General features: G+C 58.4%; 23 protein-coding genes and 1 riboswitch. Of the genes, 8 read left to right on the forward strand and 15 right to left on the reverse strand.

Translation table 11 applies throughout. The annotated features are described in order from the left end of the window. Nucleotides 1-44: 44 nt before the first annotated feature. The 3 genes from dnaA to mutM all read right to left on the reverse strand — a co-directional run bounded on the left by dnaA (nt 45) and on the right by mutM (nt 3,098). Nucleotides 45-1,409, reverse strand: coding sequence for a chromosomal replication initiator protein DnaA (dnaA, locus tag Q0239_RS07655; protein WP_298600759.1), 1,365 nt, complete (start codon nt 1,407-1,409; stop codon nt 45-47). Between the two features lie 491 nt (nt 1,410-1,900). Then, nucleotides 1,901-2,164, reverse strand: a complete 264-nt coding sequence (gene rpsT, locus Q0239_RS07660; RefSeq protein ID WP_115548748.1) for a 30S ribosomal protein S20 — start codon at nt 2,162-2,164, stop codon at nt 1,901-1,903. 121 nt (nt 2,165-2,285) lie between these two features. After that, nucleotides 2,286-3,098 (reverse strand): bifunctional DNA-formamidopyrimidine glycosylase/DNA-(apurinic or apyrimidinic site) lyase, encoded by an 813-nt coding sequence (gene mutM, locus Q0239_RS07665; RefSeq protein ID WP_298600704.1) that lies wholly within the window; start codon nt 3,096-3,098, stop codon nt 2,286-2,288. Between the two features lie 47 nt (nt 3,099-3,145). Here mutM and Q0239_RS07670 point away from each other — a divergent pair, with 47 nt between their 5' ends. The 5 genes from Q0239_RS07670 to Q0239_RS07690 are packed head-to-tail and all read left to right on the forward strand — an operon-like array spanning nt 3,146 to nt 7,854. After that, nucleotides 3,146-3,877: a class I SAM-dependent methyltransferase gene (locus tag Q0239_RS07670; RefSeq protein WP_298600707.1), complete on the forward strand. Its 732-nt coding sequence runs from the start codon at nt 3,146-3,148 to the stop codon at nt 3,875-3,877. Nucleotides 3,878-3,887: 10 nt separating this feature from the next. Further along, nucleotides 3,888-5,432, forward strand: a complete 1,545-nt coding sequence (gene ubiB / locus Q0239_RS07675) for a 2-polyprenylphenol 6-hydroxylase (RefSeq protein WP_298600711.1) — start codon at nt 3,888-3,890, stop codon at nt 5,430-5,432. 4 nt (nt 5,433-5,436) lie between these two features. Beyond that, nucleotides 5,437-6,672 carry a bifunctional phosphopantothenoylcysteine decarboxylase/phosphopantothenate--cysteine ligase CoaBC gene (gene coaBC / locus Q0239_RS07680; protein WP_298600714.1) on the forward strand — a complete coding sequence of 412 codons (1,236 nt, stop codon included), beginning with the start codon at nt 5,437-5,439 and terminating at the stop codon, nt 6,670-6,672. Further along, entirely contained in the window at nt 6,653-7,102 is a 450-nt protein-coding gene (dut, locus tag Q0239_RS07685; RefSeq protein ID WP_298600717.1) for a dUTP diphosphatase, read from the forward strand. The genes coaBC and dut overlap by 20 nt, the downstream gene beginning before the upstream one ends. Continuing rightward, nucleotides 7,099-7,854, forward strand: a complete 756-nt coding sequence (locus tag Q0239_RS07690; RefSeq protein WP_298600720.1) for a HesA/MoeB/ThiF family protein — start codon at nt 7,099-7,101, stop codon at nt 7,852-7,854. The genes dut and Q0239_RS07690 overlap by 4 nt, the downstream gene beginning before the upstream one ends. Here Q0239_RS07690 and Q0239_RS07695 read toward each other — a convergent pair. Further along, nucleotides 7,851-8,654, reverse strand: coding sequence for a hypothetical protein (locus Q0239_RS07695; RefSeq protein WP_298600725.1), 804 nt, complete (start codon nt 8,652-8,654; stop codon nt 7,851-7,853). The genes Q0239_RS07690 and Q0239_RS07695 overlap by 4 nt on opposite strands. Beyond that, complete coding sequence (locus Q0239_RS07700) at nt 8,651-9,358, reverse strand: NAD-dependent deacylase (protein WP_298600762.1); 708 nt, start codon at nt 9,356-9,358, stop codon at nt 8,651-8,653. Before Q0239_RS07700 ends, Q0239_RS07695 begins: the two co-directional genes overlap by 4 nt. A gap of 37 nt (nt 9,359-9,395) precedes the next feature. Here Q0239_RS07700 and dapB point away from each other — a divergent pair, with 37 nt between their 5' ends. Next, nucleotides 9,396-10,124, forward strand: a complete 729-nt coding sequence (gene dapB / locus Q0239_RS07705; RefSeq protein ID WP_298600728.1) for a 4-hydroxy-tetrahydrodipicolinate reductase — start codon at nt 9,396-9,398, stop codon at nt 10,122-10,124. Nucleotides 10,125-10,126: 2 nt separating this feature from the next. On the opposite strand, the gene Q0239_RS07710 is transcribed toward dapB, so the two are convergent. Both Q0239_RS07710 and Q0239_RS07715 read right to left on the reverse strand, forming a co-directional pair. After that, on the reverse strand, nt 10,127-11,134 hold the full coding sequence (locus Q0239_RS07710; protein ID WP_298600730.1) for a LacI family DNA-binding transcriptional regulator: 1,008 nt from the start codon (nt 11,132-11,134) through the stop codon (nt 10,127-10,129). A gap of 45 nt (nt 11,135-11,179) precedes the next feature. Continuing rightward, a complete protein-coding gene (locus tag Q0239_RS07715; protein WP_298600733.1) occupies nt 11,180-12,256 on the reverse strand; it encodes an MBL fold metallo-hydrolase in 1,077 nt (358 codons plus the stop codon). A 258-nt stretch (nt 12,257-12,514) separates the two neighbouring features. Here Q0239_RS07715 and Q0239_RS07720 point away from each other — a divergent pair, with 258 nt between their 5' ends. After that, nucleotides 12,515-15,127, forward strand: coding sequence for a TonB-dependent receptor (locus Q0239_RS07720; protein WP_298600735.1), 2,613 nt, complete (start codon nt 12,515-12,517; stop codon nt 15,125-15,127). 116 nt (nt 15,128-15,243) lie between these two features. Here the strand turns inward: Q0239_RS07720 and Q0239_RS07725 are convergent, their stop codons facing one another. After that, nucleotides 15,244-15,966 (reverse strand): polysaccharide biosynthesis/export family protein, encoded by a 723-nt coding sequence (locus tag Q0239_RS07725; protein WP_367276076.1) that lies wholly within the window; start codon nt 15,964-15,966, stop codon nt 15,244-15,246. A gap of 304 nt (nt 15,967-16,270) precedes the next feature. On the opposite strand from Q0239_RS07725, the gene Q0239_RS07730 reads away from it, so the two are divergent. Further along, on the forward strand, nt 16,271-17,572 hold the full coding sequence (locus Q0239_RS07730) for a UDP-glucose/GDP-mannose dehydrogenase family protein (RefSeq protein ID WP_298600737.1): 1,302 nt from the start codon (nt 16,271-16,273) through the stop codon (nt 17,570-17,572). 9 nt (nt 17,573-17,581) lie between these two features. Here Q0239_RS07730 and Q0239_RS07735 read toward each other — a convergent pair whose 3' ends face one another. From Q0239_RS07735 to Q0239_RS07765, 7 genes are all read right to left on the reverse strand, one after another. Next, on the reverse strand, nt 17,582-18,763 hold the full coding sequence (locus Q0239_RS07735) for an acyl-CoA dehydrogenase family protein (protein ID WP_298600739.1): 1,182 nt from the start codon (nt 18,761-18,763) through the stop codon (nt 17,582-17,584). A 1-nt stretch (nt 18,764) separates the two neighbouring features. Beyond that, nucleotides 18,765-20,321, reverse strand: coding sequence for a fatty acid--CoA ligase (locus Q0239_RS07740; RefSeq protein ID WP_298600742.1), 1,557 nt, complete (start codon nt 20,319-20,321; stop codon nt 18,765-18,767). 114 nt (nt 20,322-20,435) lie between these two features. Further along, nucleotides 20,436-22,007, reverse strand: coding sequence for an aminomethyl-transferring glycine dehydrogenase subunit GcvPB (gene gcvPB / locus Q0239_RS07745; protein WP_298600745.1), 1,572 nt, complete (start codon nt 22,005-22,007; stop codon nt 20,436-20,438). Then, entirely contained in the window at nt 22,004-23,359 is a 1,356-nt protein-coding gene (gene gcvPA, locus Q0239_RS07750; protein ID WP_298600748.1) for an aminomethyl-transferring glycine dehydrogenase subunit GcvPA, read from the reverse strand. Before gcvPA ends, gcvPB begins: the two co-directional genes overlap by 4 nt. 42 nt (nt 23,360-23,401) lie before the next feature. Next, nucleotides 23,402-23,773, reverse strand: a complete 372-nt coding sequence (gene gcvH, locus Q0239_RS07755) for a glycine cleavage system protein GcvH (protein WP_298600751.1) — start codon at nt 23,771-23,773, stop codon at nt 23,402-23,404. Further along, nucleotides 23,770-24,885: a glycine cleavage system aminomethyltransferase GcvT gene (gene gcvT, locus Q0239_RS07760; RefSeq protein WP_298600753.1), complete on the reverse strand. Its 1,116-nt coding sequence runs from the start codon at nt 24,883-24,885 to the stop codon at nt 23,770-23,772. Before gcvT ends, gcvH begins: the two co-directional genes overlap by 4 nt. A 124-nt stretch (nt 24,886-25,009) precedes the next feature. Continuing rightward, nucleotides 25,010-25,099: riboswitch (glycine riboswitch) on the reverse strand. A 35-nt stretch (nt 25,100-25,134) separates the two neighbouring features. Further along, the coding region (locus Q0239_RS07765; protein WP_298600756.1) for an NAD-dependent dehydratase at nt 25,135-25,717 on the reverse strand (583 nt) is incomplete at its 5' end.

Below are 25,717 nucleotides of genomic sequence, written 5' to 3' on the forward strand. Positions count from 1 at the left end.
ATAGTCTGCTGCATTCCTTTAGGAAAGCGCCTTATCGACCCAGTTCAAGCCTCTAGCTGACGAAGCAGCGCGCGGACGTCATTGTCCATGTCATTGTCCATCCGGCGCAGGTCTTCGACCAATCGGACGGCATGGATGACAGTTGAATGGTCGCGTCCGCCGAATTTACGTCCGATTTCCGGATAGCTGCGCGGCGTCATAACCTTGGCGAGATACATCGCGACCTGGCGCGGGCGAACCACAGCGCGTGCACGGCGCTTCGATGACATTTCGCTGCGATCAATTCGATAATATTCGCATACCGCGCGCTGGATTTCGTCGATGGTGATGCGGCGACGGCAGGCGCTGAGGATATCCTTTAGCTGCTCTTCGGCAAGCGTGCGGGTGATCGGCTTTCCGGTCAACTGCGAATAGGCGATCAGCTTGTTAAGTCCGCCTTCGAGTTCACGGACATTGCGACTGATCGTGCGCGCCAGAAACTCAATGACATCTTCGCCAACCTGTGTTTCGGGCATATTGCCGAGACGCTGGTTGAGAATTGAGCGACGCAGTTCAAGATCAGCGGGCTGGATGTCGGCTACAAGCCCCATCGACAAGCGCGACAGGATACGCTGGTCGACACCATCCAATGCCTGCGGCGCGCGGTCTGCGGCCACGACGAGGCGCTTGCCGGCACCGATGATCGCATCGACTGTGTGGAGGAATTCCTCCTGTGTCGAAACTTTGCCAATGATGAACTGGATATCGTCGATCAGAAGGACGTCGACGGCACGCAAGCGGGCCTTGAATTCCATCACTTCCTTGCGGCGCATGGCGGAGACAAACTCCATCATGAATTTTTCCGCCGACATATAGAGTATCTGCGCGTCCGGGTTCGCTTCTGCATAGGCATGGCCGATGGCATGCATCAGGTGCGTCTTGCCCTGACCGGTTGCAGCCTGCAAATAAAGCGGGTTGAACAGCGGACGCTCGGATGCCGCGACACGTTCGGCAGCGCTCAGCGCCAGCGCGTTGGTCTGCCCTTTGACAAAATTCGCGAAGGTCATACGCGGATCGAGCTGGCTGCGAACCGGCATGGCTTCGGTCACATGAACCGCCGCCGGGCGTTCTGCCAAGCCGTTGCCCTGCAGCATCTCAACTCGGGCAGCGCCTGGTTTCGCGCGGATTTTCAATTGGCGCACGGCGGGGTTGATGCTCGACCATGCCAGACGGATGCGGTCAGCATAATGATCCGATACCCAGCTCGCCGAAAAGTCCGATGGTGTGAGCAATTCCAATGTGCCAGTTAGTTCGCAGAAATCGCCAAGCGCGATCGAACGGATCCATTGTCCGTAAATCTGCGCCCCGAGATCGCGGCGCAACCGCGACGCTACATTCTGCCAATCGGATTCAAACACGGAGCCCCCCATTGCATCTTGCTCCGACCGCACGACCTTAAGCGTCACTTAGCCACCCCTTTCACCCCGCCAGCAACGGCATTGTTTGTTTGCGCACACCATCCCAATCGGCTGACACAGGCCCACCGCTCTCCTGTGTCGTTGCACAGAAGCCTCTATTGCGTCATTCTCGATTGAGACAGGTGCGAGGTTAGTCACACGCTGCTGGAAAGTCCTTCTTAGCCATGCAGCTTTGAGTCGATCAAGGGGCGCTCTGCAAAAAAAGTGAAATAATTCGCATTGACTCTATTCAAGCGCTGAAATTGCGTAGAAATTTTTTTATCACTCTGATTTTAAATCATTTTTCTACTTAACCAGCTGTCAATACATGCCGAATCGCGGGAAATGCGCACTTTGCTGCGCCGCAACAGCTAGGCAAAAAAGAAGGCCCGCCTTTGAGGGGCGGGCCGTTACCTTTGTTTGCAATCGCAAGGGTGGTTTTTTACCCTCGCGAGAAAACCGAATCAGGCGAGCGCGGCAACGCGCTTGGTGAGACGGCTGAACTTGCGCGATGCCATATTCTTGTGCAGCACGCCCTTCGAAACGCCACGAGCCAGTTCAGGCTGAGCAGCGACCAGCGCAGCAGCAGCAGCCGTCTTGTCGCCAGCTTCAAGAGCGGCTTCGACCTTCTTCACGAAGGTGCGGATACGGCTGACGCGGTTGCCGTTGATTTCGTTGCGACGCGCGTTGCGACGGATACGCTTTTTTGCTTGCGGCGTATTGGCCATTTCAGTCCTCAAAAAATCAGATAGTTACGGGCATCCAGAACCGGAGAAAATTCTCGACCGGACCCGATGAAGCGCCGCCCTTAGCCATGCTATACAGATTCGTCAACCGCGAATTGCCGCGCTAACGCTGACATTTCGGGCAGTAGAAGGTCGATCTGCCCGAATCAACACGGCGTTGGACGGTCGTTCCGCAATGGCAGGATTCGCCTTCGCGACCATAGACCAGCCAGTCCTTCGCAAAATAGCCGAGCTCTCCATCAGGGGCGGCAAAGTCACGCAATGTCGATCCGCCCGCCTTGATTGCGGCTGCCAAGACGTCCTTAATCGCGATCACCAGGCCTTCAACGCGCGGACGGCTTATTTTGAGCGCAGGCGTCACCGGTGAAATCCCGGCCATATGCAAAGCCTCGCAAACATAGATATTGCCGAGCCCAGCGACGATGGATTGGTTGAGCAACATTGCCTTGATCGGTGCTTTTCGCCCTCGAAGTGCCGTGTGCAGAACCTTTGCATCAAATTCGTCGGCCAATGGTTCAGGCCCCATGGCTACGAAATGCCGGAAACTTTCGATGTCACCGCTGCGAACGATGTCGAGCGATCCAAAGCGCCGATGATCGTTCAAGGCAACCACCCTGCCAGCGCCGGTTTCGAGGATGAAATGATCGTGCTTTTCGATTTCGTCTGGATCGACTCGCCAACGACCCGACATGCCCAGGTGAAATATCAGAGTGTCGTCGCGGTCGGTGTGGATCAGACCATATTTCGCCCGGCGCCCCAACCCCGTCACCCGCGCGCCTGTCAGACGCTGGCGGATATCGACCGGGATCGGCCAGCGCAGGTCGGCCCGACGCGGTTCGGCACGCATGATTACCTCGCCATCCAGCACGGCACGCAGGCCGGCAACTGTTGTTTCGACTTCGGGAAGCTCTGGCATATCGAATCCGCTAGCGGGCGCTCTTCCAGTTGGCTAGAGGCTTCGCCATGACCGATACCGTCTCCTTTGGCTATGAACAGGTTAGCCCCGAAGAAAAGACCCAGCGCGTGCGTGGCGTCTTTTCGAGCGTTGCCAGCAAATATGACATCATGAACGATGCCATGTCGGGCGGGATGCACAGGCTTTGGAAGGACCAGTTCGTTCGCCGCGTGAAACCGCGTGCAGGCGAAGATATTCTCGATATGGCGGGCGGCACCGGCGACATCGCCTTTCGCATGGAAAAGGCCGGGGCCAATATCACCGTCAGCGATATAAACCCCGACATGCTCGCAGTCGGCATGGAGCGTGCGGTCGAACGTGGCATTGATACGCTGGTGTGGAGCGAACAGAATGCCGAGAAGCTGACCTTTCCGGACAGGCATTTCGACGCCTATACGATTGCCTTTGGCATCAGGAACGTCACCGATATTCCGGCTGCCCTTCGCGAGGCGCATCGTGTGCTGCGTTATGGCGGGCGGTTCTTCTGCCTCGAATTCTCGACGGTCGAATGGCCGGGGCTTTCGAAGGTCTATGATGTCTATTCGCACCACCTGCTCCCCAAAATGGGCAAGGTGATTGCAGGCGATGAAGACAGCTATCGCTACCTAGCCGAATCGATCCGCAAATTCCCCCCGATGCCGCAGTTCGAGCGTATGATCCGCGATGCCGGTTTTGCACAGACCAAGGTCGAGCCGATATTGGGCGGGCTGGTGGCTATCCACAGCGGCTGGAAGGTTTGACGCCTTAGCGATGACGCGCCCGACCACGCATATCCTTCGCCTGCTCAAATGGGGCCGCATATTGGCGCGCCACGGGGCACTGCGCGGGATCGAAAAGGACCGGAATACACCGCCGCAGGTGAAGCGACTGTGCCGGATTGCGCGATTGGGAACGATCCAGCCAAAGGTGCCGGACTATGCGGGGGCTTTCCGCGAAATCGGCCCTGCCGCAATTAAGCTCGGGCAGACGCTGGCCACCCGCCCGGATTTGGTCGGCGAGGAAGCGGCGCATAATTTGCTGACACTTCAGGATTCGCTGCCTCCCGAGAAATTCGGGCGGATCTATGACGAGATCGACCATAGCCTGAATAAACCAGCCGCCGAATTGTTCGAACATGTCGATCCAGAGCCGGTAGGTGCCGCCTCGATCGCACAGGTGCACCGTGCACGCACAACCGACGGTCGCGAGGTTGCGGTCAAGGTTCTCCGCCCCGGTATCCGTGAACAATTTGCGCGCGACATCGAAACCTATGAATGGGCCGCCGCCCATCTGGAAGCGCTGGGCGGGGAAGCCGCACGCCTACGACCGCAACTCGTCATCGCCAACCTCAAACGCTGGACCTTGCGTGAGCTGGACCTGAGGCGAGAAGCTGCTTCGGCAAGTGAACTCAAGGAAGCGATGGTAGCAGTCGAGGGCTATCATATCCCGGCCATCGACTGGGATCGCACCTCGGGCCGGGTGATGACGCTCGAATGGGTCGATGGCATCAAGATTTCGGATGTGGAGGCTTTGAAGGCTGCCGGCCATGATACCGGCAAACTGGCCGAAAAACTGGTTCTAACCTTCCTGCGACAAGCCATTTCCGAAGGCTTTTTCCACGCCGACATGCACCAGGGCAATCTTTTCGTCCGCCCCGATGGCTGCATCGTTGCGATCGACTTCGGTATCATGGGCCGGATCAACCGTCAGGCGCGTTTATGGCTAGCCGAAATCCTCTACGGCCTGACCACAGGCAATTACCGCCGCGTCGCTGAAATCCATTTCGAGGCGCAATATGTGCCCAGCTATCACAATGTCGACGAATTCGCGACCGCGCTGCGCGCAGTGGGCGAGCCGACACGCGGCAAGCCGGTGAGCGAATTGTCGGTCGGGCAGATGCTCGACAGCCTGTTTGCGATCACCCGCGATTTTGACATGCAGACCCAACCGCATCTGTTGCTTCTCCAGAAAACGATGGTGATGGTGGAAGGTGTAGCCACCAGCCTGAACCCCGCCATCAACATGTGGGATGTTGCAGCCCCCTATGTCGGGGAATGGATTAGAGGCGAACTGGGGCCTGAAGCTGCGCTCGCCGATGGCCTGCGCGACCGTGTGAAAACGCTCGCTCTGATTCCCGACCTGATTAAGCGGCTTGATGATCAATTGCCTAAAAAAGGCGGCGCCCCGCCCCCGCCACCACTGCCCGAGATCGAATTGATCTGGGAGAAACGCCGGGGCGGAAATGGCTGGCGCTATACCGCTATCGCCATCCTCGCCGCTTCCGCTGGCGCTGCGGGCATGTGGGCGTTAGGATAGGGCCATGACCCAGAAACGCATCCTGTTGATCGTCGGCGGCGGCATCGCGGCCTATAAGGCGTGCGAGCTTGTGCGCACGATCCGCAAGGCAGGGCATGCCGTGCGCTGCGTCCTGACCAAGGGCGGTTCGCAGTTCGTCACGCCGCTGACATTAGGGGCGTTATCCGAGGACAAGGTTTATACCGACCTGTTCGACCTGAAGGATGAGGCCGAAATGGGGCACATCCAGCTTTCGCGTCAGGCAGACTTGGTCGTCGTCTGCCCCGCAACTGCCGACCTGCTCGCCAAGATGCATGCGGGCATTGCTGACGATCTGGCTACCACCCTGCTGCTGGCCACCGACAAGCCGGTGTTGGCTGTTCCCGCGATGAATGTCCGTATGTGGCAGCACCCGGCAACGCGGCGCAATGTGGCGGGCTTGCGCGCTGATGGCGTGCATGTGATGGATCCGGATGCGGGCGAAATGGCGTGCGGTGAATTCGGCCCGGGTCGCTTGCCCGAAATCGAGCGTATCTTTGCCGAGATCAGCCACCATTTGGCGACCGCGACGCCTGTGATGGCCGCCCAGCCCGATTTTGCCGAGCCCGCGCACCGCCCGCTTTTCGGGAAGCATGTGCTGGTAACCGCTGGCCCCACACATGAGCCGATAGATCCGGTGCGTTATATCGCCAACCGTTCCTCAGGGCGGCAGGGTTTTGCAATTGCACAGGCCGCCGCAGAAATGGGTGCGGACGTCACACTGATCGCAGGCCCTGTCCATCTCACGACACCTCCGGGCGTCATCCGCATCGATGTCGAAAGCGCGCGCGAAATGCTCGCCGAGGTCGAGAAAGCCCTGCCCGCCGATGTCGCGATCATGGTGGCGGCGGTTGCGGACTGGCGCGCCGCCGATGAAGCTGACCAGAAAATCAAGAAGGATGGCAAGGGCGTGCCTCCGCTGGCACTAGCCGAAAACCCTGACATATTGGCTACACTTGGTAAGCATGGGAAGCGCCCTGCCCTGCTCATCGGCTTCGCAGCCGAGACCGAGAAGGTCGTCGAGCATGCCCAAGCCAAACTTACCAAAAAAGGCTGTGACTGGATTGTGGCCAATGACGTCTCGGGTGATGTCATGGGTGGTGCCAACAACGCCGTGCATATTGTCACCAAAACCGGCGTCGAAAGCCTTGCTGATGCGCCCAAGGATGTGATTGCCCGCAAATTGATGGAGAAGGTCGCAAATGCCGTCGGACAAGGTTGAAATCAGGGTCAAGCGGCTCAACAATGGCGCAGGCCTGCCCCTGCCTGCTTATGCCAGCGCAGGTGCGGCTGGCATGGATATTTGCGCGGCCGAGGCAATCACCCTGAAACCGGGCAAGCGCGCAGCCGTGCCAACTGGTTTCGCCTTTGCTATTCCGCATGGCTATGAAATTCAGGTCCGCCCGCGTTCGGGCCTCGCGCTTAAACATGGCGTTACCTGCTTGAATACGCCCGGAACGATCGATTGCGACTATCGCGGCGAAGTGAAAGTCATTCTCGCCAATCTGGGCGATGAAGAGGTCAGCTTCGAACGTGGTGACCGGATTGCCCAATTGGTGGTCGCCGCCGCGCCGCAAGCCAAAATAAGCGAGGTAGACGTGCTGGATGAGACCGTACGTGGCGCAGGCGGGTTCGGTTCCACGGGGGTATGACGCTCAGCGACGCCCAGCTAGATCGCTACGCCCGCCATATCGTACTTCGCGATATTGGCGGCCCCGGCCAGAGCAAACTGCTCTATAGCCATGTACTGTTGATCGGAGCGGGTGGCATCGGCTGCCCGGCCATTCAGTATCTGGCGGCGGCGGGCGTTGGCACGATCAGCGCGGTCGACGATGACGATATTTCCCTATCCAATTTGCAGCGCCAGGTGCTTTTCAGCGAAGCGCAAATCGGACAGCCCAAGGTCTTGGCGGCAGCCGAGGCCGTAGCGCGCTTAAATCCCGATGTACGTTTTCACGCTATACAAGAGCGCATTACGGCAGAAACTTCTGCACAGATGTTAGAAGATGTTGATGTCGTGATCGACGGCAGCGACAATTTTGCCACCCGCCTGATCGTTAACGATCTTTGCATCGCCGCACGTGTGCCGCTGGTAAGCGCCGCCATTGGCCAGTTCCACGGCCAGATTGGCACCTTCACCGGCTGGGAAGCCGATGCCCCCTGCTATCGCTGTTTCGTCGGCGACGCGCATGACCCCGATGATTGCGACGATTGCGCAACACAGGGCGTGCTCGGCGCGATGTGCGGCCTGATGGGCAGCTTCGCCGCGATGGAAGCCATCCGCGCCCTCACCGGATTTGGTGACGACACGAAGGGCAAGCTGCATATTTTCGATGGCCTCAAACCCGCGATGCGGACAGTGAACTTGCCGAAAGATCCGGAGTGCAGGAGTTGCGGCCGTTAGCGCGGATGCAGGCGGCGGAATTCCTCAGCCAGTACCGGTAGACACGCGAGCATCCGAAGCGCCGCCAATTGCGGTGTAATATCCATTTTTGCTGCTTTGGCTTCGATAGCCTTTTCGCGGGCACTGCGCTTTGCTCCCTTTTTCCCCAGCATCATCTCATACATGCTTCCGCCGTCCATATCGCTGTGCAGATAATCGGCAAAATCATGATATTCTGGCGATTTCTGGCCGATAAGATCATAAGCAAGACACGTATCAACATCAGGCAAAGCGATAGGTGTCAGGCTAGGCACCATCAGCACTTCTTGCAGCCGGTCTTCATGGGCTGCATTGAAAATTGCGCTACATTTCGGAGCGATTGCTTTGCGGAAAGCTTCCTTGCGCGCGATGTCTTCGGTGCTGCGTTCCCAACTGGGTGTCATTCTCCGCATCGCTGCTCCGAAAAAATCTGACACGACAGCAGCTTCGCCTAAATCGCTTGCAAGCCTGACAATCACAGCATCTTTCAATCGTTCGGCATCCGCCTTACCTAGAAATTCCTCGTACCGGTTTTCCGATGCTGAAAGCGTGTCGATATTCTGCACATCCTGCCCTGCTCCGGCGTCAGCAATTTCAATGATGTCGTTTTCTTGAAACGGCAGATTTGCTAGCGCAGCACAATCTACTTCCTGACGCCGTTCGCTGCCGAGCAAAATCGAACGTCCGACAGCAGGGTTCGCCAACTCGCTGAAATCAGATGCGGTTGCCGGCGAGATGGGTGGCAGCGCGAGAAGCAGCGCAAGACCCAGTTTCCATTTCATTCCAGTATCTCCTCTACCCAATCCGGCACCACTTCGGTTGCCGGCCCGTAACGCGCGTCGTCAAAGAAATGGCTTCCCTGCGAGGGTTCAAGATTCAATTCCAGGGTTTTGGCCCCCTGCGCCTTCGCATCGCGCACAAAACCCGCCGCCGGATAAACCGCACCCGATGTGCCGATGCTGACAAAAAGGTCGGCGGTGCGGATCGCTGCGTAGATTTCGGGCATATGGTAAGGCATTTCGCCGAACCAGACCACGTCGGGTCGTAACGCTGGGGTACCGCAAATCGGGCAAGCCGGGCGATGCTGCATCGGATCGCGCCAGTCGCTGCGGATCTCGCAAGCCATGCACAGCGCCTTCAGATGCTCGCCATGCATGTGGAGCAGACGCTCGGCCCCTGCCCGTTCGTGCAAATCGTCGACATTCTGCGTGACGATCAACAGATTGCGCCCATCGCCGCGCCAGTGCCGGTCAAGCTCGGCGAGCGCATAATGCGCGTCATTGGGTTCCTTGGTCTGAATGGCCGCGCGGCGCATGTCGTAAAAGCGGTGCACCAGATCGGGGTCGCGTTCGAACGCTTCGGGTGTCGCGACGTCTTCAACCCTGTGTTTCTCCCAAAGCCCGCCTGCATCGCGGAAAGTGTCGACCCCGCTTTCGGCGCTCACACCTGCTCCGGTGAGGATTACGATATTGCGAATATTGGTCATCTCGCCCATGAAGCAGCAAATTCTAAGGCACGCAACTATGGCAAAAGTCGGTATCATTGGCAGCAAGGGCCGCATGGGTCAGGCGTTGGTAGACGCCATCAACGAAGCAGGGCTTGAACATGCAGGCGGGGTCGACAAGGGTGACGATATCGCAGGCCTTGCTGCGGCATCCGATGTGCTGGTCGATTTCTCCAGCCCACATGCGCTGGAAACCAATCTGGCTGCCTGCAATTTTGCCAAGAAACCGATTGTTATAGGCACTACCGGCCTCGAAGAGCGGCATCACTGGCTGATCGACGATGCCGCGCAGGATATTGCCGTTATGCAGACCGGTAACACCTCGCTCGGCGTCACCATGCTCGCCGCGCTGGTAAAAGAGGCCGCATCGCGGCTCGGAACCGACTGGGACGTCGAAATCGTCGAAATGCATCATCGGATGAAGGTTGATGCCCCTTCTGGCACAGCCCTGCTGCTGGGCGAAGCCGCCGCTGCCGGACGCTATATTGACCTTGCCGACAATAGCGAGCGTGGCCGCGACGGCATCACTGGGGCACGCAAAGAAGGCGCGATCGGCTTTGCATCGCTGCGCGGTGGCACGGTGGCGGGCGATCATAGTGTGATATTGGCAGGCAATGAGGAGAGCATCACCCTATCACACCGTGCCGAAAACCGGATGATCTTTGCCCGTGGCGCGGTGAAGGCCGCGATCTGGCTGATGCAGCAAAAGCCCGGGCGATACACGATGCCCGAAGTTCTGGGGCTGTAAGGCTAACTCCCGCGACGCACCAGTTGCACCGGCACGCGGCGGTGGGTCAGTGGCTCGCCTGATATGCGATTCAACACATTCTGGACCAGCAGGTCACCTGCCTGCTCGAAATCCGGCTCAATCGTCGTCAGCGGCGGCGACGAATAATTGCCGGCCCGGATCCCGTCAAAACCGATGACCGAAACACGTTCAGGAACCGATATCCCGCTTTCGGAAAGCGCCCGCAAGACGCCCAGCGCGGTCAGATCACAGGCAGCAAATATGCCGTCGAAAGGCTGGCCGGACTGGAGCAAAGTCCGAACGGCCTCGACGCCTTGCTCCTCACGCGACAGGCTTTCGTCGACCTCGATTGCGGGAGCGGATAGCCCAGCCATGCGCAACTCTTCGGCAAATCCGTCATAGCGTTCGCCAAACTGGCGTTGTTGCGAGGCGCGAGCGCCGATGAAAACCGGATGCTTTCGCCCTCGTTCAATCAGGTAGCGCGCAGCGATCCGGCCGCCACCTTCATTCTCGCTGCGCACCCAGCGCAGATCATCATCGGGCGCGCCCCAGCAGACCCAGGCCTTGTCCGGATGGTCGAGCCCGCGGAAGTAGGCCCAAGCTTCCGGATTTTGTGTCGTGCCGATGACAATCATCCCGTCGGCCTGACGGGCATCATCATATTGGCCAAAGAAATTTCCGGGACTGTCCTGAAAGGACACCAGCAAATTATAGCCTTTAGCGGCGGCGGCGGCAGCCACGCTGCCCAGCAAGGAGAAGTAGAAGGGATTTGTCTCGGTGGCACTCTCCCCCGCCCGGCCGATCAGCACCACTGCCAATGTCATCGTCTCGCCACGCCGGAGCCGTGTGGCGTTCTGGTTGATGACATAGCCCAGTTCCTGTGCGGCCTGCAGCACCTTGGCGCGGGTTTCGTCACTGACCTTCGGGCTGCCGTTCAAGGCACGCGATACGGTAGGCTGGGTAACGCCTGCCCGCTGCGCGACGTCAAATGCGGTGACCCGAAATGCCATATATGCCTCTCCCCGATTTTCAGCCTATTACACGCGTCGAGGGGATTACATCAACTCCTGTCGGCTGATCGTCTTGGAGCCTGCTGGCAGGCTGAAGAGCATGCCGTCTTCACCGACCACAATTTCGCCTTTGAAGCGTTTGGGGGCATCGCCCAAAAAGGCCGGATTAAAGAAGCGCGACGGGAAAGGCGGAACGATGTGGGTAAACACAAGTTGGCCGACACCCGCATTACGCGCACTGTCCGCAGCTTCCTCTGGCGAAGCATGATAATCCAGAATATCCTTGGTTATCTTGGCAGTGTTGCCCAATCCTTTTTTGTCGAGCGCCGCCGTCATCTTGGTGACCAGTTTCGGTTGGAGCGCTTCGTGCAACAGCAAGTCTGCGTCCTTTGCCACGCGTTCCAAAACTGCCGATTTGGCTGTGTCGCCGCTGACGACAACCGACCGCCCCTTATAATCGAAACGGTATCCGACCGCGGGCGAAACCGGGTCATGATCAACCTTGAAGGCAGTTACGGTCAGGCCATCTTTTTCAAGAACCACCCTACTGTCACCATCCATAGCAAATGGCATTGCAGTTGCCCCTGCTCCCGACGGCGGCACGATGTCCTCTCCATGATGGGCGATGCGATAGCTGTTATCCTGCGCATAGGCGGCGTTGAAACCTGCAATCACCGCTTCGACGCCGGTGGGGCCATAGACTGCTAAGGGTGCCTTGGCCGAACCGCCCGTCCACCGAAGCAACATCATCGGCCCCAAGCCATCCATATGATCGGAATGGAAATGCGTCAGAAACAAACCATCGATTTTCCCGTTCGGTATGCCCATCAGCGAAATATTGCGTGCACCGCCTTCGCCAGCGTCGACCACATAGATATGCTTTCCGGCCATCACCATCGTGCATGCACCTGCTCGGTCTGCATTGGGCAATGGCGAGCCTGTACCGCAAAGACCGATATGCAGGCCATCGGGAAGCGAGGCGGTATTATCTCTCCCCACTCGGGCATCGACCGCGCGTTGAAACAGCGCCAGTCCGATATCTGCCTGATAATGGCGAACTGCCAAGGTCCCTGCAATGGCGATGCCTGTTAGCACCAGCAGCCATTTTGCCGATTTTCTCATCTCACTCCCCCCAACTTCTGAAATCAAACATCAAATTTGCAAACGATTGTTACAAATTGTGGCAATTATGCCGCGCTTAACAAAGATTTTGCATCAGTACATTTAAGCGCATTGCGGGCCACAAACTGACCCATTAGAGCCGCAATCGGTGCAGAATGCACCATAAAAACAATAATACAAGGATGGCCTGCCATCCCCACTCCCAAGGAAGTTAGCCGATTTCCGGCACATTTGTGATGATCAAGTGGAGAGTATAATATGAAGTTTGCACATGCTGCAGTGCGTGCCGCACTGCTGTCGACAATTAGTGTCGCCTCAATCGGGCTCGCCTCTGCTGCCCAGGCACAGGACGAAAGCGTCGAAGCAACCGGCGCAGCGGCTGAAGAAGAAGTCGCCTTTGACGAAATCATCGTAACCGCGACGCGCCGTGATCAGGCTGCGCAAGACATTCCCCTTGCTGTCAGCGTGGTCGCTGGCGAGCAGCTTGCCAATGCCGGTGTCGTCGACATTCGCGGCATCCAACAGCTCGCGCCTTCGCTGAAAACCACCACTGGCCAGTCGTCAGCCACCGGCGCGGTGCTTACTATTCGCGGCATCGGTACGGCTGGTGACAACCCTGGATTTGAGCCGGCTGTCGGCGTGTTCATTGATGGCGTGTTTCGCGCCCGTGCCGGCGTCGCGCTGGCTGAACTGCCCCCGATCGATCGCGTTGAAGTTCTGCGCGGCCCCCAGGGCACGCTTTTCGGCCGCAACACCTCTGCAGGTGCGTTGAGCATCACAACTTCCAAGCCGAAGTTCGAACTCGGCGGTTATGCCGAGCTCAGCTACGGCAATCTTGACGAAATCGAAGCAAAAGCTGGCGTAACCGGCCCCGTTTCGGAACAGTTCGCTGTACGTCTCGATGGCGGCTATCATAAGCGGGACGGCTACATCAAACTCGCTAATGAAGATGGCCGCGTGAACAACATCAACCGCTGGTTCGCCCGCGGTCAGGCCTATTTCGAAAATGACGACATCAACTTCCGCCTGATTGCCGATGTTGCCAAGACTAACGAAGATTGCTGTGGCGCATTGAACACCGGAAGCGGTTTCTCGCTGCCGTTGACCAGCACCAACAACGCCATCGCCTTCATCGCGAGCAACGCAATCGAAGCGCTGTCGGCAAACCCGCTGGCAGGTGGCGCAGTTGGTCGTGACGGCATCGTCCGTCCGTTCGACGCCAAGGGTCGTGTCATGGCGACCACTCCGGGCCGTGGCCTGACCGAAAAGGTCGATGAATGGGGTGTTTCGGGCGAATTGAACTGGGACTTCGGCGGTGCAACGCTGACCTCAATCACCGCCTATCGTGACTGGAAAGCGCTGCGCGACCAAGACATCGATTTCTCGGGTCTCGATCGTGCCTATCGCGATGATTACCGCACCGGGATGAAGGACTTCACACAGGAACTCCGCCTGCAGGGTTCGGCATTCAACGACAAGGTCGACTGGCTGGTTGGCGCATTCTACATGAATGAAAAGCTGACGATGACCGACACCATCCGTTTCGGCACGCAAGCTGACCAATATACCGATGCCGTTATCAACGGCCTTACCCGTTCGGTGGCCTTGCCGACCGGACTGCAATTATATGGTACATTGGGTGCTGGCGTTCCGCTGTTCGGTCAGGTTGCTCTCGCGACCAATCCGGCACTTGCTGCTGCGGCGGCTGGCAATCCAGCGTTGCTTGCTCTGTTCACCAGCCCGCTGCCGCGCACGCCTGCCGGCGCTGGTCAGGTGGCCGACAAATACAGCGTCGATACCGACGCAATTGCGCTGTTCACGCACAACATCATCAACATCAGCGACAGCCTGTCACTAACGCTGGGCCTGCGCTACAATTATGAAAAGAAGACAATTGATACTGACCTGAACGCAGTATCGCCGACCTGTGCATTCTTCCAAAACCCGGCGACCTTGCCGTATCGTCAGGCTTTGCAAGCTTCGGGCCTGTTCAGCGGTGCCTATCTGCTGGGTTGCAACCCGGCAGTGAACAGCGAGTTCAACGGCATCCGTTCGGACAAGCGCAGCGAAAGCGAGTTCACTGGTACGGCACGGATCGCCTATAAGGTGAATGACGATGTGCTGTTGTTCGGTGGTTATGACCGTGGCTATAAGTCGGGTGGTTACAACCTCGACCGCGCCGGTTTTGACTCGGTTCTGCTCGGCGGCAACGGCGCGCAGCTGACCGACCTTGAATTCGGCAATGAATCGGTTGACGCGTTTGAAATCGGCCTCAAAACCAACCTCAGCCGCGAATTCCAGTTCAACGCTTCGCTCTTCCATTCGACCTTCAAAAACTATCAGTCGAACCGTTTCCTCGGAAACAATTTCGTCGTCCTGAACTATGACGAGCTGGTATCGAAGGGCGTCGAACTGGAAAGCATCATCCGTCCGCATCCCGATTTCGTCATCAACATGGGCTACACCTATCTTGATGCGAAGGTCAGCGATCCGGCGGCAGGCACCGACAACGGTCAGCAGGCGTCAAACCAGCCGAAGCATGCGATCACAGGCGGCATCACCTGGACGCCGCGCATCAGCGATGGCGTGAACGGCCTGATTCACGCAGACTGGCGCTATAACAGCGATCATTATCCGGTGAACGATCCGGTCGCGAAGCCATTCACTGGCAATGACGGTTATGGCATTGTCAACCTGCGCGCGGGCGTCAATTTCGGCGATGGCAAGTACAGCGTTGAGGGTTATGTCGAAAACCTCTTCAACACCTACTACAACATCACGGCCTTCCCGATCCCGGAACAGGGCAACAGCTTTGCTGTCTACCCCGCTCCGCCGCGTTTCTACGGCGTCAAGTTGGGCGTGAAGTTCTGATAGCATAACTGCCCGCTTCGGCGGGCAGTACAAAAAAAAGCGGCGCTCCGGATTACCGGGGCGCCGCTTTTTTCATTCGTTATCCCTGCGCTTTGGCTGGATAGAAAGATTTGCCGTCAGTTATTATTTTGTAGCGCAATGATCAGCGGCGTTGTCAGCAAGGGCACGATCTGCAGCGCATCCTTGAACAGGCGTCGAGCCTGCGAATCACCGACCACAACCACATCATTGGCGAACACTTCGGGATCCTGATAATTTCCGCGACGAATGGCCTTGAGGTTATACAATGCCGCCAGCTGTTGGCCTTTGACCGTGCGGAAAATCACGACGTCATCCAGCTTGGCAAATTCAGCGGTGCCTTCTGCTGTTGCGACCGCGCGCATCAGTGTCATTTTGCCAACCACTGGATATAGGCCGGGTTTTTTCACCTGGCCGTCTACCGTTATCACCTGGCTGACTGTTTCCTGTAGGTTCACCGTCACCTGAGGATCGCGAACATAGCGCGTCCGAAGACGGGCTTCGATTTCTTCCTCTATTTCACCGGGGGTCTTACCCGCCGCCTCAATCACACCAGCAAGCGGAAACGAAATGCGTCCACTCGCGTCGGTTTGAACTTCTTTTTTACTCAACTCCTCGATGCCGAAAACGTCAATGGTCAGCTTGTCGAAGGCACCAATCAAATATGGACGAGATTCGGCGATTAGATCGCTGCGATCAGGTGCCGGAAGATCGCTGGAATCCATGACTGTGATATTCTGTGATCCGCCGAGGGCAGTTGGCCCCGCGCACGCAGAAAGAAGCGCCAGCGCAACAATTGGTGAAGCAATTTTTATCATCATTCCAATTCCTGAAAATATATCGCCTGCTAGACTAAGGCGACAGGCGCTTCCAGCCCGATTTTGCACAGTGCATGTCGATTAGGACATTTCACAACCCTTAACACTCGCTTTAGTATCAATTTAAGGCCTGACCGGCTAAAGCGCAGATGGGAATAGAGTTCTTCAACAGACAAATAACAATAAGGAATTTACGGGGGGCATCAATGTGTTTCCATCCACATCGCGGGCCAAATCTCGCAGCCTTGCCGACAAGTCACGCACCTACTAAAACGCTGCGGGCAAACCTATTTGCAGGAATTATAAAATGAAAATCGCAATGATCGGATCGGGCTATGTAGGCCTTGTGTCGGGAGCCTGTTTTGCCGATTTCGGGCATGAAGTGGTCTGCGTCGACAAGGATCAGAGCAAGATCGACCGGCTGAATGCCAACATCATGCCGATTTACGAGCCGGGCCTCGATGCCTTGGTGAAGACCAATGTCGATGCCGGGCGGCTGAGCTTTTCGACCGATCTGCAAAGCTCGGTAAAGGGCTGCGACGCGGTATTCATCGCAGTGGGGACGCCCTCGCGCCGCGGCGACGGCCATGCCGATTTGAGCTATGTCTATGCCGCCGCGAAAGAGATTGGCGAGGCCATCGATCCCAAGACCGTGGTGGTCACCAAATCGACCGTGCCGGTCGGCACCGGTGACGAGGTCGAACGGATCATCCGCGATGTGCGTCCCGAATTGGAGTTCGAGGTCGTCTCCAACCCTGAATTCCTCCGCGAAGGCGCAGCAATTGGCGATTTCAAACGACCCGATCGCATCGTCGTCGGCACCGATGTTGAGTGGGCCCGCGAGGCAATGCGAGCTGTCTATCGTCCGCTGTTCCTCAATGAATCGCCGATCCTGTTCACCAGCCGCCGCTCGTCCGAACTTATCAAATATGCGGCCAATGCCTTTCTTGCGACCAAGATCACCTTCATCAACGAAATGGCTGACCTTTGCGAGAAACTGGGTGCCAATGTGCAGGATGTCTCGCGCGGGATCGGGCTTGATAATCGCATCGGCAGCAAGTTCCTCCATGCAGGTCCCGGCTATGGCGGCAGCTGCTTCCCCAAGGACACGCTCGCCCTCCTCAAAACCGCGCAGGACAATGACACCCCTGTGCGCATTGTCGAGGCGGTGGTGCAGGCCAATGACCTTCGCAAGCGCGCCATGGGCCGCAAGATCGTCAACGCGCTGGGCGGTGATGCGCGTGGCAAGAAAGTCGCCCTTTTGGGCCTGACCTTCAAACCCAATACAGATGACATGCGCGACGCGCCCTCAATCGCCATCGTCCAGACGCTGATCGATGCAGGAGCCGAAGTTTACGCCCACGACCCCGAAGGTATGGAAGAAGCGGCCAAGATCCTGCCCGAAGTCAAGATGACCGAGAGCGCCTATGCCGCTGCCGAGGGTGCCGACGCGGTCGCCATCGTCACCGAATGGGATGCCTATCGCGCTCTCGATCTTGCTAAGCTCAAGGGCGTGATGAAGGGCGACGTCCTTGTCGACCTGCGCAACATTTACCGCCCTGAAGAAGGCGCCAAGGCCGGCTTCGATTACTTCAGCGTCGGGCGGTAATCTCGACCGTTAAAGGCCGAGTACCAACTTGGCCATGATGTTGCGCTGGATCTCGTTCGATCCGCCGTAAATCGAGGCCGCACGGCCATTGAAATAGCGTGCCGTCGCGGTGAGTGCACTTTCGGGGCCGACATAACCCGTGTTGCTGCCTGCCTGACGTGCCTCAAATTGATAGGGCGCGGCGTAGATGCCCGCGACATCGACAGCCAGTTCCTGAATCTTCTGCTGGCATTCGGTGCCCTGAACTTTGAGCATTGACGAGGCCGGGCCGGGATCGCGCCCTTCGCCTATCGCCGCCAACACCATATCCTCGACCGCATGAATCGTGCGCACCTGTGAATCGAGTTCGGCAAAGCGACGACGGATGGCGGGATCATCAAGCAATTCGGCGTCTCTGGCTGCAGCGCGTACCTCGGCTAGCGCCTCAATCAACCCGGCCGCATAAGCAGCCGCACGCTCATATTCGAGAAGCGTCTTGGCAACCGTCCAGCCCTTGCCCTCATCACCCAGCCGGTTGGCCTTAGGCACGCGAACATTGTCGAAGAACACTTGATTGAAATCATGGTCACCGGCGATCGAGACGATCGGCTTTACGGCGATGCCCGGCGTCGACATTTCGAGCAGCAGGAAAGTGATCCCCTCTTGCGGGCGGCCGTCGCGGTTGGTCCGCGCAAGGCAGAACATGTGGTTGGCGACATGCGCGTGCGTGGTCCAGATTTTGGAACCATTGAGCACATAATCGTCGCCATCGCTGTCGGCGCGCAGTTGCAACGCCGCAAGGTCGGAACCCGCCTGCGGCTCGCTATAACCCTGACACCAATAATGCTCACCGGCGAGCAGCTTTGGCAGATAATAGCCCTTCTGCGCTTCGCTGCCATATTTCATGATCACGGGCGCGACCATTTTCAGCCCCATCGGCGCAAGGCTGGGTGCCCCTGCCCGCGCACATTCGGAGGCGAAGATATACCGCTGCGCCTCGTTCCAGCCCGTTCCACCATGTTCGGTCGGCCAGTGCGGTGCGACCCAGCCCTTGCGCAGCAGGATCGCCTGCCAGGCAAGGTTGAACTGCTTTTCGACGAACACGCTGGTCGCGCGGTTGTGTGCCTGCCGCAATTCGGGCGGTAGGTTTTCGGACAGCCAGCCACGCACCTCGGCGCGGAAGGCGTTGAGGTCTATCTGCGCTTCGCTCATCTCAGTTCACCTGCCGATCATAACCTTCCCAATAGGGCGCACGCAGATCTTTGCGCAGAATTTTGCCCGATGGGTTGCGGGGAAGCGCGTCGATAATGTCGATGCTTTTGGGTACCTTGAACGGTGCAATTCGTTCGCGGGCCCAGGCGATGATGCTGTCGGGATCAATCGTCGCGCCGGGTTTCGGCGCGCAGACTGCTTTGACTGCTTCGCCCCATTTGGCATCGGGAACGCCGATAACGGCCACTTCCAGAACATCGGGATGGCCATAGATCGCGCTTTCCACCTCAGCTGGATAGACATTCTCACCGCCCGAAATGATCAGGTCCTTCACCCGGTCGTGGATATAGAGATAGCCATCCTCGTCCATGTAACCGGCATCGCCGGTCTTCACCCAGCCATCGTTGGTGAGCGTTTTTTCGGTTGCCTCGGGCAGGTTCCAATAGCCGACCATGTTATTGGACGAACGGGTCCAGACCTCGCCGACTTCGCCTGTCGGGGCTTCGTTACCAGAGGCGTCGACGACCTTGATCTCGACACCGTGTAGCGGCTTTCCAGCGCTGCGCATGCGCGGATTGCCATTGGGATCATGGTCCTCGGGCGGCAACATGCAAATGGTGCCGGTTGTCTCGGTCATCCCGTAATTCTGGATGAAGCCGCATTTGAACATCTGGATGCACTGGCGTAGCAATTCCAAGGGGATCGGCGCGGCACCATAGAGTATATATTTTAGGCGGGTGAAATCGACAGTGGCACAGCGCGGATGTTGCAACAGAATGTGCAGCGCCGCCGGAACGATGAACAGGCGCGTCACGCCCCCGGTTTCGACCGAATCGAAGAAGCCGTCAGGCGTGAATTCAGCAAGGATATAGGCCGGAAGACCTGCCGCGACCGCCATAATGCCCAGACCAGTCCCGCCGATATGCGCGCATGGCATGGCGACAAGGACAACCTCATCATCATCCCATTTGGTATAGGCGAGGCCTGCCGCGTTCGAATGCTTGCGCAGTGCAAACAGGTTGCGATTTGAAAGCACCGCACCCTTGGGATTGCCGGTGGTACCGGAAGTATAGAGCTGCAGCACGGCGTCATCTGGAGCCGAAGGGTCAAATCGAGCACGCGCAGTATTTTCGATCATCGCTCGTGCTTCGGGGTCGGTCATTACCTGCTCGACATGCTGCAGCATGCCCTCCATCGATGCCGGGGCGGATTCGAATCCGACGCCGAGGAACAGGATCTTCGCCTTGGTATCGTTGATGATATAGGCCCATTCGGGCGGAGCCAGACGCCAGCCAACCGGCACCATCACGATGCCAGCGCGCGCAGCTCCGTAAAACAGCGTGTAGTAGATATCGCTGTTCTTGCCGATCCAGGCGATGCGATCGCCCTTTTTCAGGCCTTTTGCCAGCAAGGCCGTGGCGACGCGTGCGGTGCGTTCTTCAAGCTCTGCATAGGTGAAGAAACGGTCTTCCTCGCGCATGGCGAGGCGATCGCCGCGTTCTTCTGCCCAATGGCGGACGAATTCGTCAAATGTGTTCAATTCCGAAGTATCGGCCATCTTCTCTCTCTCCCAAGAAGATCGGCTGCATAGGCTCAGCCGCTCCAGCCCCTAATTGGCGAGGCTGGAGCGGCTGTCAATGCGAAGTTTAATCGCGCGATTAAATTTCTTCGGTCACTCTGCCGCTACGGGAAGTTCCATTTCCTTCCACACTAGCACCGGCTTGCGGGCTGCAAGCGTTTCGTCGAGGCGGCGACGTGGCGCGTGGTGCGGGGCGGATTTGAGCGAAGGATCGCCCTGCTTGGCGCGATTGGCGACCGAACGCAGCGCGCCGATAAACTGATCGAGCGCAGCCTTGCTTTCGGTCTCTGTCGGCTCAACGAGCATCGCGCCATGGACGACGAGCGGGAAATAGACCGTCATCGGGTGATAACCCTCGTCGATCAGACCCTTCGCGACATCGAGCGTCGAAAAGCCTTCTGCCAATCCGTTATCGGTGAACAGAGCCTCATGCATGCAGGGGCCAGACGCCCCGAAGGGTGCCTCCAGCGTGCCTTCCAGACTGCGCAGCACATAATTGGCGTTGAGCACAGCATCCTCGGCCACCTGGCGCAGGCCATCTGCACCGTGGCTCATGATGTACGCCAGCGCACGGGTAAACATGCCCATCTGGCCATGGAATGCCGTCATGCGGCCAAAGGTTTCGGGGTGCATCTCCCCCGCGGCTTCCTCTTCGACCAGCTTGAAGCTGCCATCGGGCATCTTGGCCACGAAGGGGATCGGGCCATAAGGTGCCAGCGCTTCGGAAAGCACGACGGGACCAGAACCGGGGCCACCGCCTCCATGCGGGGTGGAGAAGGTCTTGTGCAGGTTGATGTGCATGGCATCGACGCCGAGGTCGCCGGGGCGAACGCGCCCGACAATGGCGTTGAAGTTGGCACCGTCGCAATAAACGTAGCCACCCGCCGCATGCACCGCGTCTGAGATGACCTTCAGGTCGCGTTCGAAGAGGCCGCAGGTGTTGGGGTTGGTGATCATCACGCCCGCGACATCGGGCCCAAGACGTGCCTTCAATGCTGCAACATCAACACGGCCTTCGGGTGTTGCGGGGATATTTTCGACGCTGAAGCCCGCAAAGGCTGCGGTTGCCGGATTGGTGCCATGCGCACTTTCAGGGACGAGGATAACCGGGCGGTCTTCGCCGCGGGCATCCAGCGCGGCTTTGATCGCAAGGATACCGCAAAGCTCGCCATGCGCACCGGCCTTGGGCGACATCGCGACGCCGTGCATTCCGGTTAGATCGACGAGCCAGAAGGCGAGTTCGTTGATTACCTGTAGCGCACCCTGCACCGTTTCCTGCGGTTGCAGCGGGTGAACGTCGATAAAGCCCTTCATCCGCGCGACCTTTTCGTTGAGGCGCGGGTTGTGCTTCATCGTGCAACTGCCAAGCGGGAACAGGCCGAGGTCGATTGCATAATTCTGGCGCGACAGGCGGGTGTAGTGGCGGACGGTTTCGGGCTCTGATAGGCCGGGCAAACCGATCTCACCGGTAAGCTCCCACCCCCCCCGGCCCGGGTGCACCTTTGGGGCGGGGTCCAAAAAGACCCCGGTAGTATGACTGTCGCCAATCTCAAAAATCAGCGCTTCTTCAAGCATCAGCGCGCGATTTCCGGTGAAGGTTTCTGCCGCCTTGACGTCACTTTCACCCATTTCCGGTCGCCAGCCGCTTGCGTTCACCGTGCTCATGCCAACACCTCCTGCAAAGCTGACGCAAAGGTTTCGATATCCTCCTCACTGACCACTTCGGTCACCGCGACGAGCAAGCCATTTTCCAGTCCTGCTTGATCGAGATAGAGGCGACCCAGCGATACACCGCCAAGCACGCGCTTCGCCGCCAGCTTGTGCACCACGTCGCGGGCATTGACTGGCAGTTTCAGCGTGAATTCGTTGAAGGAGCTGTCGTTGACGAGGGTCACTCCAGGGATTTGGGTCAGGCGATCCGCAGCCTGCACAGCACGCGCATGGTTCAGCGCTGCGAGTTCGCGCAGACCGCGTTCTCCCAGCAAGCTCATATGAATACTGAAAGCTAGCGCACAAAGCCCTGAATTAGTACAGATATTACTTGTCGCTTTCTCGCGACGAATATGATGCTCGCGGGTCGAAAGCGTCAGCACGAAACCGCGTTTGCCCTCGGCATCGACCGTCTGACCGCACAAGCGGCCGGGCATCTGCCGCACAAATTTCTCCTTGCAGGCGAACAGGCCGACATAGGGGCCGCCGAATTGCAGGCCGACGCCGAGCGACTGCCCTTCGCCAACCACAATATCCGCGCCCATTTCACCGGGAGACTTGATCGCGCCCAGCGCCACCGGCTCTGTCACCACCGCGATCAGCAGCGCGCCATGTTCATGCGCCTTCTGAGCTATCGCGCTTAAGTCTTCAATACGGCCGAGAATATCGGGATATTGCACCACCACACAGCTGGTTTCGCCATCGATGGAGGACAGCAAGCGCGCATTATCGCTTTGCGCCATATCGAGCGCGGCAAGATCGAGCGTATCGCCGGTAAAGCGTGCCATTGTCTTCGCGACGCTGACATAGTGCGGATGCAGACCAGAGGAGATAACCGCCTTACTCCGCTTGGTGACGCGCACGGCCATGCCGATTGCTTCCCAGCAAGCAGTCGAGCCATCGTACATGGAGGCATTGGCGACATCGCAGCCAAACAGACGCGCCACCTGCGTCTGGAATTCGAACAGCATCTGTAGCGTGCCCTGCGCGATTTCCGGCTGATACGGCGTGTAGGCCGTCAGGAATTCGCCGCGCTGGATCAAATGATCGACGCTTGCCGGAACATGGTGCTTATACGCCCCTGCCCCCAGGAAAAAGGGATGATGCGCCGCAGCCATATTCTTGCGGGCCATCGCCGAGAAATGCCGTTCGACGGCCATTTCGCTGGCGTGCATAGGCAGGCCCGGTATCGGCCCTGTCAGCCGCGCCTCTTCGGGCACATCGACAAACAGGTCGTCAATCGACGCCGCACCGATTGTGGCGAGCATCGCCTGCCGGTCGGTATCTGTCAGCGGTAAGTAACGCATAATCTCTTCCTTCTCCCCTCCCGCCATCGGGAGGGAAATTGATCAAAGCGAATCCACAAATGCCTTGTAAGCCGCTGCATCCATCAACCCGTCGAGTTCGGAAGGATCGCTGAGTTCCAGCTTGAAGAACCAGCCCGCGCCTTCGGGATCACTGTTCACCAGCGCCGGATCGTCGGCGAGTGCATCGTTGCCCTCGGTTACTGTGCCTGAAACTGGCGCGTAAACGTCCGAGGCGGCCTTCACCGACTCAACAACCGCCGCATCGCCGCCCTTGGAAAGCGTCGTGCCGACTGCGGGAACTTCTGCAAAAACGATGTCGCCCAACTGGCCCTGCGCATAGTCGGTAATGCCTACGGTGGCGGTATTGCCTTCGACGTCGATCCATTCATGTTCGTCAGTGAAATAACGGGTCATTTGCTCGCTCCTCTGCGGTGATATCGATGTGGTATGAAAGGCATCGCGGCGACGGCCAGCGGCACGCGTTTTCCGCGCACCTCCGCCTCCACCGGTGTTCCGATGCTGTTATGGCTGGCGGCGACATAGCCCATGGCAATCGGTGCACCGACGCTGGGCGCGAATCCGCCCGAGGTGACAACACCAACCTGCGCGTCACCTGCAAAAATTGGCGCGCCTTCGCGTACCGGCATCTTGCCCTCGACCGACAGGCCAACCAGCTTGCGTGCCGAACCGTTGGTCAGCGCCTTCAGGATACGTTCCGCGCCGTTGAACCCGCCTTCTTCGCGGCGGCGCTTTGAAATGGCAAAGCTGGCATTGCCTTCGACCGGATCGGTCGTCGGGTCCATGTCGTGCCCGTAAAGCGGCAACCCCGCCTCCAGCCGCAGTGAGTCGCGGGCGCCAAGGCCGATGGGTTTGACTTCGGCCTGCTGGCAAATGGCATCGGCCAGCGCCTCAACCTGATCGGCCGGCACCGAAATCTCGACACCATCTTCGCCGGTATAGCCCGAACGGCTGATCCACAGCGGAACCTCTCCCCACAGGAAAAGGTCGGCTTCCATGAAAAACAGTCGGTCAACGCCGGGAACGATACGGGCGAGCGCTTCGACCGCTTTGGGCCCCTGCAGCGCGAGCAGAGCGCGGTCCTGCAGATGGTTGATGTCGACCGCTGCAGGCAGGTTTGCACGAAGATAGGCAATATCCTGATGCTTCACTGCACCGTTGACGACGACATAAAGGCCTGTCGGGGTTGCGGTGACCATAAGGTCGTCGAGCACGCCGCCATCTTCGCCGAGCAGCAGCGAATAGCGCATCCGCCCCTCTTTTAGAGCCGATATGTCGCCTGGAACCAGCTTTTCCAGAGCGGCAGCGGTGCCTTCGCCCGACAGGATCAACTGTCCCATATGGCTGACATCGAACAGCCCGGCATTTTCGCGTGTCCAGAGATGTTCCGCCATGATGCCTTCATATTGGATCGGCATCGCATAGCCTGCGAACGATACCATGCGGGCGCCCTTGGCACGATGCCAAGCGCCCAGCGGCAGTTCGAGCATGTCGGTATCGTCGCTCATAAATTCTCCGCACAAAGTTACAGCCAGCGACGGCGTCGCTGCCTGCCCCCTCTGTCACGGATACCTGAGAGCTTTACCCCTTCGGTGGCCCCGCCTTGTACGGGACGCTTTCCAGAGTGTCGCAAAAGCCGAAACGGTCCTTCTGCCTGAGAGATTCCGGGGCGGTTGCTCCTTCGGCGGCGGGGCTTCCCCCGCGCTCTCCCGTTTCGTCAGCGACTGAGTCGGCCTTGGCTTTTGCTTGCCCTAGAGTCAACCGGCGAGCGAGCGGATCGCATCATTTTCGTGGATATGTTTGCCCTGCCCGCCTGTCAGCGCAAGATTGGCAATCGCCTGTGCCACCACCTGTGCCGGAATCGAGCGATAGCGGCTAAGCCCGCCGACCATCAGCAGGTCGGTGAGCGGTGCCAGCATGATTGCGACACTCTCCCCTGGACGGCTTTCGGGGCGTTCCCCACCCGTCAGCAAGCCCGGACGCAGGAAGTCGACCCGGTCGAAACCCATATGCGCCATGGCGGCCTCAGCTTCGCCTTTGGTCTTGAGATAGAAATTGGAGGCTTTGTCCGATGCACCAACCGAGGACACGGCAATCATGTGCCCAGCATCCGCGGCTTTCGCGGCAGAGGCAAAATCGGCAACAAGATCGAAATCGACGGCGCGGAAAGCGGCTTTCGATCCGGCGGTCCGCATCGTTGTGCCGAGGCAGGAGATCGCGACATCTGCCTTGATTGCGGCAACTTCCGTCGGCCAGTTTGTAGCAGCCGCTTCGTGCACAATCACGCCCGTTGGCACACGCTCTGGCTTGCGGCGAACGAGTATATGGGATTCGACGCCC

It is taken from the genome of uncultured Sphingorhabdus sp., assembly GCF_937872355.1.
In the GTDB taxonomy this organism is placed as follows: domain Bacteria; phylum Pseudomonadota; class Alphaproteobacteria; order Sphingomonadales; family Sphingomonadaceae; genus Sphingorhabdus_B.

Coding starts and splice junctions, on each gene's coding strand:
- ubiB (WP_298600711.1), top strand. CDS start 3,888: ATGACGCGCCCGACCACGCATATCCTTCGCCTGCTCAAATGGGGCCGC.
- Q0239_RS07700 (WP_298600762.1), bottom strand. CDS start 9,358: ATGACCAATATTCGCAATATCGTAATCCTCACCGGAGCAGGTGTGAGC.
- Q0239_RS07690 (WP_298600720.1), top strand. CDS start 7,099: ATGACGCTCAGCGACGCCCAGCTAGATCGCTACGCCCGCCATATCGTA.
- Q0239_RS07740 (WP_298600742.1), bottom strand. CDS start 20,321: ATGGCCGATACTTCGGAATTGAACACATTTGACGAATTCGTCCGCCAT.
- gcvPB (WP_298600745.1), bottom strand. CDS start 22,007: ATGAGCACGGTGAACGCAAGCGGCTGGCGACCGGAAATGGGTGAAAGT.
- Q0239_RS07725 (WP_367276076.1), bottom strand. CDS start 15,966: ATGATGATAAAAATTGCTTCACCAATTGTTGCGCTGGCGCTTCTTTCT.
- Q0239_RS07720 (WP_298600735.1), top strand. CDS start 12,515: ATGAAGTTTGCACATGCTGCAGTGCGTGCCGCACTGCTGTCGACAATT.
- Q0239_RS07730 (WP_298600737.1), top strand. CDS start 16,271: ATGAAAATCGCAATGATCGGATCGGGCTATGTAGGCCTTGTGTCGGGA.
- Q0239_RS07670 (WP_298600707.1), top strand. CDS start 3,146: ATGACCGATACCGTCTCCTTTGGCTATGAACAGGTTAGCCCCGAAGAA.
- dapB (WP_298600728.1), top strand. CDS start 9,396: ATGGCAAAAGTCGGTATCATTGGCAGCAAGGGCCGCATGGGTCAGGCG.
- dnaA (WP_298600759.1), bottom strand. CDS start 1,409: ATGGGGGGCTCCGTGTTTGAATCCGATTGGCAGAATGTAGCGTCGCGG.
- Q0239_RS07735 (WP_298600739.1), bottom strand. CDS start 18,763: ATGAGCGAAGCGCAGATAGACCTCAACGCCTTCCGCGCCGAGGTGCGT.
- mutM (WP_298600704.1), bottom strand. CDS start 3,098: ATGCCAGAGCTTCCCGAAGTCGAAACAACAGTTGCCGGCCTGCGTGCC.
- gcvPA (WP_298600748.1), bottom strand. CDS start 23,359: ATGCGTTACTTACCGCTGACAGATACCGACCGGCAGGCGATGCTCGCC.
- Q0239_RS07715 (WP_298600733.1), bottom strand. CDS start 12,256: ATGAGAAAATCGGCAAAATGGCTGCTGGTGCTAACAGGCATCGCCATT.
- gcvH (WP_298600751.1), bottom strand. CDS start 23,773: ATGACCCGTTATTTCACTGACGAACATGAATGGATCGACGTCGAAGGC.
- rpsT (WP_115548748.1), bottom strand. CDS start 2,164: ATGGCCAATACGCCGCAAGCAAAAAAGCGTATCCGTCGCAACGCGCGT.
- Q0239_RS07695 (WP_298600725.1), bottom strand. CDS start 8,654: ATGAAATGGAAACTGGGTCTTGCGCTGCTTCTCGCGCTGCCACCCATC.
- coaBC (WP_298600714.1), top strand. CDS start 5,437: ATGACCCAGAAACGCATCCTGTTGATCGTCGGCGGCGGCATCGCGGCC.
- Q0239_RS07710 (WP_298600730.1), bottom strand. CDS start 11,134: ATGGCATTTCGGGTCACCGCATTTGACGTCGCGCAGCGGGCAGGCGTT.
- dut (WP_298600717.1), top strand. CDS start 6,653: ATGCCGTCGGACAAGGTTGAAATCAGGGTCAAGCGGCTCAACAATGGC.
- gcvT (WP_298600753.1), bottom strand. CDS start 24,885: ATGAGCGACGATACCGACATGCTCGAACTGCCGCTGGGCGCTTGGCAT.